The organism is Streptomyces sp. NPDC002386, from assembly GCF_053593175.1.
Window position 1 is genome coordinate 99,943 of sequence record NZ_JBSFBX010000021.1, and the last position, 6,672, is coordinate 106,614.

The window sequence follows — 6,672 nt, forward strand, 5'->3', positions numbered from 1 at the left end:
GAATCCGCCGCCGGCACCCCGGTACCGTCAGAGGGCATCCTGACCCCTGGGTACCGCGGCCGTCGAGAAGCCGGCGGCGGGCGCGTGCCGGTCAGTCCGGCAGCCGCATGCGCACCCGCTCCCCCGGTCCGACCCGGACCACCCGGTCCTGCAGGCGGAAGTCGATGGGCGGACGGCCGGAGGCGGCCGGCACCACGGCCTCCAGCAGGCCCGCCCGCAGGCGCAGGCTCACGCCCCAGTGGCCCTGGTAGCGCAGGGAGAAGCCGTACGAGGAGAGTTCCGGCAGCGGCACCGGGTCGAGCCAGAGGGCGCCGTCGCGGGTCTCCAGGCCGGTGAGGCAGCGCTGCACCAGGTCGAGGGTGCCGGCCATGGCGCCCAGGTGGATGCCCTCGCCGGTGGTGCCGCCCTGGACGTCGGCGATGTCGCCGCGCAGTGCCTCCTGGACGAAGCCCCAGGCGTCGGCGCGGCGGGCGCGGGCCAGGATCCAGCCGTGCACCAGGCCGCTGAGGGTGGAGCCGTGGGAGGTGCGGTGCAGGTAGTGGTCGACCGTCGCGGACCAGATGTCCTCGTCGAGGCGGTGGCCCAGCCGCCGGAACAGCGACTGGAGTTCGGCGGGTGAGAACAGGTAGCCGAGCATCAGCACGTCGGCCTGCTTGGACGCCTTGTAGCGGTTGACGGTGTCGCCCTCCGCCTCCAGGATCCGGTCCAGGCGCCGGATGTCGCCGTACCGGTCCCGGTAGGCCTGCCAGTCCAGCTCGGCCAGGTCGCCGTAGCCCTCGAACTGGCTGATCACGCCGTCGTGGTAGGGCACGTGGAGGGTGCGGGAGACCTCCTCCCAGCGGGCGAGTTCGTCCTGTTCCAGACCGATGCCCTCGGCCAGTTCGAGGCGGCGCGGCTCGGGCAGGTCGCGCAGCAGGCCCAGGGCGCGCAGCAGCACCCAGGCCGCGGTGACGTTCGTGTACGCGTTGTCGTCCAGGCCGGGTCCGGCGGCGTCCGGGTAGGCGTCGTGGTACTCGTCGGGGCCGACCACGCCCATGATGCGGTGCCGTCCGAGGTGTTCGTCGTAGGTGGCCGAGTCGGCCCAGAAGCGGGCGATCTGCAGCAGCATCTCGGCGCCCTCGGTGTGCAGGAAGTCGGTGTCGCCGGTGGCCTCGCAGTACTGCCACACGTTGTAGGCGACCGCCGATCCGACGTGCCGCTGCAACCTGGAGTGGTCCGGCAGCCAGCGTCCCGAGCGGGGGTTGAGGTGCAGTTCCTGGGTCTCCTCCCGGCCGTCGCTGCCGCTCTGCCACGGGTACAGGGCACCGCGCCGGCCCACCTCGTGGGCGGAGTGGACGGCCGCGTCCAGACGGCGGTGGCGGTAGTGGAGCAACGCCCGGGACACCTCGGGCAGATGGAGGTTCAGGTACGGCAGCACGAACAGCTCGTCCCAGAAGACGTGCCCCCGGTAGGCCTCGCCGTGCAGTCCGCGGGCGGGGACGCCCACGTCGAGGTCGGCGGTGTGCGGGGAGAGGCACTGCAGCACATGGAAGAGGTGCAGGCGCAGGATGCTGCCCGGCTCGCCGGGGACGTCGAGTTCGGCGCGCCGCCAGAGCTGTTCCCAGGCCGTGGCGTGCGAGGCGAGCAGTTCGTCGAAGGGCGGCGCGGTCTCGGCCCGGTCCACGGCGGCCCACAGCGGGTCGCTGATGGCGGGGTCGTGGGAGGTGTGCAGGGCGACACACTTGTCGACGGTGACCGTGCGGCCGGGCGCGAGGGCGAGCCGCAGCAGCCGCACGGCCCGCGTCGGTTCGTGCGCGTCGGTCGCCGGGGCGTCGGCGGTCAGCCGGCAGGCGAGTCCGACGCCGATGTCCGAGGTACGGGTGCGGCAGCGCAGCCACATCGCGCCGGACTCGGCGCTGCCCGCCTCGATCCGGGTGAGGTGGCGGCCGTCGAGGTCGCGGTAGCGGGCCACCCCGGAGTTGGTGACACCGCCGTCGAGCGCGGCCTCGACGTCGAGTTCGCCGGTCCAGTCCTCGGCGGTGATGTCCGTGCGCAGCGCGGCGAGATGCGGGTCGGCCATGTGGACCAGGCGGAGCTGGCGCACCAGGAGCGTGCCGCCGCCGTCGAGCCGGTACCGGGTGAGGCGTTCCAGTACGCCCGGGTCCAGGTGCAGGATCTGCCGGTGCTCGGCGACCGGGGTGGTGTCGGGGCCGAGCCAGTCGTGGCCGTCCGGGCGGATGCGCAGCGGCAGCCAGTCGGGGAGGTTGACCATGTCCTCGTTGCCGACCCGGCGGCCGGCGACCTCGGAGGTGAGCCGGTTGTAGACGCCGGCCGCGTAGGTGCCGGGGTAGTGGACGGCGTCCGCGGCGCACTCGGGCAGCGCGCCGCGGGTGGCGAAGTAGCCGTTGCCCAGCGTGCACAGGGACTCCCGCAGGCGTTCCTCCGCGGGGTCGTAACCGTCGTACTCCCACAGCAGTCCCCGCGTCTGGGCGGCCCCCCGGCCCGGGTCCCCCGTCGTGGCGGTCACCGTTCGGACAGCAGGCCGGCGAGGATCCGGTCCGGGGTGAGGGGCAGTTCGCGGAACCGGATCCCGGTGGCGTGGTGGACGGCGTTGCCGAGGGCGGCGGCGGTGCCGACGATGCCGATCTCGCCGATGCCCTTGCTGCCCATGGGGTTGAGGTGCGGGTCGTCCTCCTCGATCCAGTCGGCCTCGATGGCGGGGACGTCGGCGTGGGCGGGCACGTGGTAGGACGCGAGGTCGGTCTCCGGGAAGTCGCCGAACGGGGCGTCCACGGTGCTGCCCTCGGTCAGGGCCATGCCCAGGCCCATGGTCATGCCGCCGACGAACTGGGAGCGCGCGGTACGGGCGTTGAGGATCCGCCCGGCGGCGAAGACACCGAGCATCCGGCGGGCCCGTACCTCACCGGTGACCGTGTCCACGGTGACCTCGGCGAAGTGGGCGCCGAAGGCGTGGCGGGCGTACGGGGAGTCGGCGTCCGCCCGGCCGGCGGTGTCGGAGCGGGCCGTCAGGCCCTCGGCGGGCGGCGGGCCCGGGTGCTCGGCGAGCCGGGTCGCCAGTTCGGCGCAGGCCTCGTGCACGGCCCAGCCCCAGGACGCGGTGCCGGAGGAGCCGCCGGCCAGCGACGCCGCGGGCAGGTCGCTGCGGCCCACCTCGGTGCGTACCCGGTCCAGGGGCGCGCCGAGCGCGTCGGCGGCGACCTGGGCGAGGACGGTACGCGCGCCGGTGCCGATGTCGGCGGCGTTCACCCTGATGACGAAGGTGCCGTCGGGCAGGGCCTGGGCGGTGGCGGTGGACGGCCAGATCTGGACCGGGTAGGTCGCGGCGGCCACCCCGGTGCCGATGAGCAGCGGGCCCTCGGTCCGGGAGAGCGGGCGCGGGTCGCGCCGGTCCCAGCCGAAGCGGCGGGCGCCCTCGCGCAGGCACTCGGCGAGGTGCCGGCTGCTGAACGGCTTGCCGCTGCCGGGCTCGTCGTCCGGCTCGTTGCGGATCCTCAGTTCGACGGGGTCCAGGCCGAGGGTGTCGGCGAGCTCGTCCATCGCCGACTCCAGGGCGTACATGCCGGGGGCCTCGCCGGGGGCGCGCATCCAGGAGGGGCTGGGGACGTCCAGGGGCACCACGCGGTGAACGCTGAGCAGGTGCGGGGCGGTGTACATGACGCGGGAGGGCACCGCGGCCTGCTCCACGAACTCCTTGACGTGCGAGGTGTGCGTGGTGACCTCGTGCAGCACGGCGGTGAGGTGTCCGTCCGCGGTGGCGCCGAGGCGCAGCCGGTGCACGGTGGGCGCGCGGTGGCCGACGACGGTGGGCAGGTACCGGCGGGGGTAGACCAGGGTGACCGGCCGGCCGGTGCGCCGGGCGGCCATCGCGGCGAGGACGACGTCGGGGCGCGGGGTGCCCTTGGAGCCGAAGCCGCCGCCGACGTGCTCGGCGACCACGGTGACGTGCTCCTCGGGCAGGCCGAAGAGACCGGCGAGCACGGACCGGACGGTCGTGCCGCCCTGGCTGGAGGTGTGGACGGTCAGCCGGTCGCCGTCCCACTGCGCGGTGGTCGCGTGCGGCTCCATGGGGTGGTTGTGCAGGGGCGGCACCCGGTACTCGTTGTCGAGGCGGACGTCGGCGGCGGCGAAGGCGGCGTGCGGGTCGCCGTGTTCGACACGGCCCGGCAGGCCGGCGTTGGCCTCCTCGGGCTCGTAGGCGTCCGGGTGGTCCGGGCGGAGCACGCAGTCGTGGTGCTCGGCGGCATAGGTGACGCGGACGGCCCGGGCGGCGGCGCGGGCCGCCTCCAGGGTCTCGGCGACGGCCAGGGCGACGCACCAGCCCCGGTGCGGCACGTGCCGGTTCTGCAGGACGGCGAGGGTGGCGTCGTCCGTCGCGCCGAGGCGCGGGGCGTCGCCGGGGGTCAGCACGGCGAGCACGCCGGGCAGCGCGAGGGCGGCCGCGGTGTCCACACCGGTGACCCGGCCGCGGGCCACGGCGGCGGGCACGGGCCAGGCGTGGGCACGGCCGGGCACCGGGTACTCGGCGGCGTACCGGGCGTTCCCGGTGACCTTCTCGCGCCCTTCGCGGCGGCCGGCGGGCGCCCCGAGTGCGGTGCCGGTGCGCGGGGTGGGGTGGGGGTCCTGCTCCAGGGCGCCGGAGCGGGGCCGCCGGTCGGCGCCGGCCTCACCCGGGGCGCCGGTGGCGGCGCGGGTGACGGGGTCGTCGTGCGGCGGACCGGCGTCGGCCGGAGGGGCGTCCCGGGCCGCCCCGACGGCGGCCATCGCGTCGTCGTGCGGCAGACCGGGGCCGGCCGGCGGGTCGTCCCGGGGCAGCCCGGTGGCGGCCATCGGGTCGTCGTGCGGCAGGCCGGTCCCCGGCAGCGGGCCGCCGTGCTCCAGAGGGTCGTTCGCCATCGGGTTCTCCTGGGGTCGGCCGGGTCCGGGGGTCAGGCCGTCGCGGGTGCGGGGGCGAGGCGGTTCAGGACGTCCAGGGCGAGGTTGCGGGCCAGGGGCACCTTGTAGGCGTTGTCCCGCAGCGGCTCGGCGCGTTCCAGTTCCAGCGCCACGGCGCCCTCGAACGCGTCGGGGGTCGCCGCCGCGCCGAGCAGGGCCGTCTCCGCGTGATGGGCCCGCCAGGGCCGGTGGGCGAGGCCGCCGAAGGCGAGTCCCACCTGCTCCACGCGTCCGTCCGTGACCCGCAGGACGACGGCCACCGAGGCCAGGGCGAAGGCGTACGAGGCACGGTCGCGGGCCTTGCGGTAGGCGGAGGGCACCCCGGCCCGGACGGCCGGGATCAGCACGCCGGTGATCAGCTCGCCGGGGCGGATCTCGGTGTCCCGCTCCGGGCGCACTCCGGGCAGCCGGTGGAAGTCGGCGACCGGGATGGCGCGTTCGCCCTCGGTGCCGTACAGCTCGACCCGGGCGTCCAGGGCCGCCAGGGCGACGGCCATGTCGGAGGGGTGGGTGGCGATGCAGTGCGGGGAGTGGCCGAGCACGGCGTGGTCGCGGTGGACGCCGTCGCGGGCACCGCAGCCGCTGCCCGGCTCCCGCTTGTTGCAGGGCTTGTCCAGGTCCTGGAAGTAGGTGCAGCGGGTGCGCTGGAGCAGGTTGCCGCCGGTGGTGGCGGCGTTGCGGAGCTGGCCGGAGGCGCCCGCGAGCAGTGCCTGGGAGAGCACCGGGTAGCGGTCGCGGACCAGCGGGTGGGCGGCGAGATCGCTGTTGCGGACGGTGGCGCCGACGCGCAGCGCGCCGTCCGGCAGTTCCTCGACCGCGTCCAGCGGGAGCCGGCCGACGTCGATGAGGACTCCGGGGGTCTCCACACCGAGCTTCATCAGGTCGACGAGGTTGGTGCCGCCGGCGAGGTAGCGGGCGCCTGGGTGGGCCGCGTACGCCTCGACGGCCTCCTGGACGCCGGCGGGCCTGAGGTATCCGAAGCCTTTCACCCGATCACGTCCTCCACCGCTTCGACGATGCGCGGATAGGCGCCGCAGCGGCACAGGTTGCCGCTGAGCCGCTCGCGGATCTCGGTCCGGTCCAGCGGCACGGGCCGGCCGGAGGGCTCCGCCGGGTCGGTGACGTGGGAGGGGTGGCCGGCGGCGGCCTCGGCGATCATGCCCACGCCCGAGCAGATCTGCCCGGGCGTGCAGTAGCCGCACTGGAAGGCGTCGCGTTCGAGGAAGGCCCGCTGGAGGGGGTGCGGTTCCTCGCCGTCGCCGCCCAGGCCCTCGACGGTGGTGACCTCGCTGCCGTCGAGGGTGACGGCGAGCAGCAGGCAGCCGTTGACCCGGCGCCCGTCCACCAGGACGGTGCAGGCGCCGCACTGACCGTGGTCGCAGCCCTTCTTGGACCCGGTGAGGCCCAGGTCCTCGCGGAGCAGGTCCAGCAGGACCCGCCGGTGGTCGACGAGCAGGGTGTGGGGTTTGCCGTTCACCCGGAGGGTGATCTCCGAGTGCGGATCGAGCCGTTTTTCACTGGTCATGGCAGGCAGGGCCTTCCGGACGGGCCGTGGTGTCCGTGCACACCGCGTATCCAGGCTGCGACGCCTCACACGTCCCGGCCACTCCAGGGCCCCCGTGGCGCCCGTCGCCGGGCCCGGACGGCCGTCGCCGGGCGGGGGCCCGGGCGGGGCGTGGCGGCCCTCGATCAAGCTACCCGAAACAAAACCGACATGATTTTGTTTGTGTTGCAGGTGTA

The 6,672-nt window shown here is 75.1% G+C and carries 4 protein-coding genes; all 4 read right to left on the reverse strand.

Translation table 11 applies throughout. The annotated features are described in order from the left end of the window. Positions 1-91 precede the first annotated feature (91 nt). The 4 genes from ACWCPN_RS32230 to ACWCPN_RS32245 are packed head-to-tail and all read right to left on the reverse strand — an operon-like array spanning position 92 to position 6,457. The gene (locus tag ACWCPN_RS32230; protein WP_451213506.1) at positions 92-2,506 is read right to left on the reverse strand and encodes a glycoside hydrolase family 65 protein; all 2,415 of its coding nucleotides are present in this window, start codon (positions 2,504-2,506) and stop codon (positions 92-94) included. Beyond that, a complete protein-coding gene (locus tag ACWCPN_RS32235; RefSeq protein WP_451213509.1) occupies positions 2,503-4,893 on the reverse strand; it encodes a xanthine dehydrogenase family protein molybdopterin-binding subunit in 2,391 nt (796 codons plus the stop codon). Before ACWCPN_RS32235 ends, ACWCPN_RS32230 begins: the two co-directional genes overlap by 4 nt. A 32-nt stretch (positions 4,894-4,925) precedes the next feature. Further along, positions 4,926-5,921: an FAD binding domain-containing protein gene (locus tag ACWCPN_RS32240; protein ID WP_451213512.1), complete on the reverse strand. Its 996-nt coding sequence runs from the start codon at positions 5,919-5,921 to the stop codon at positions 4,926-4,928. Then, complete coding sequence (locus ACWCPN_RS32245; RefSeq protein WP_451213515.1) at positions 5,918-6,457, reverse strand: (2Fe-2S)-binding protein; 540 nt, start codon at positions 6,455-6,457, stop codon at positions 5,918-5,920. The genes ACWCPN_RS32240 and ACWCPN_RS32245 overlap by 4 nt, the downstream gene beginning before the upstream one ends. Positions 6,458-6,672: the final 215 nt, after the last annotated feature.

Bases quoted from the DNA above. Each gene is read 5' to 3' on its own strand.
- ACWCPN_RS32235 (WP_451213509.1), bottom strand. From the start codon at position 4,893: ATGGCGAACGACCCTCTGGAGCACGGCGGCCCGCTGCCGGGGACCGGC.
- ACWCPN_RS32245 (WP_451213515.1), bottom strand. From the start codon at position 6,457: ATGACCAGTGAAAAACGGCTCGATCCGCACTCGGAGATCACCCTCCGG.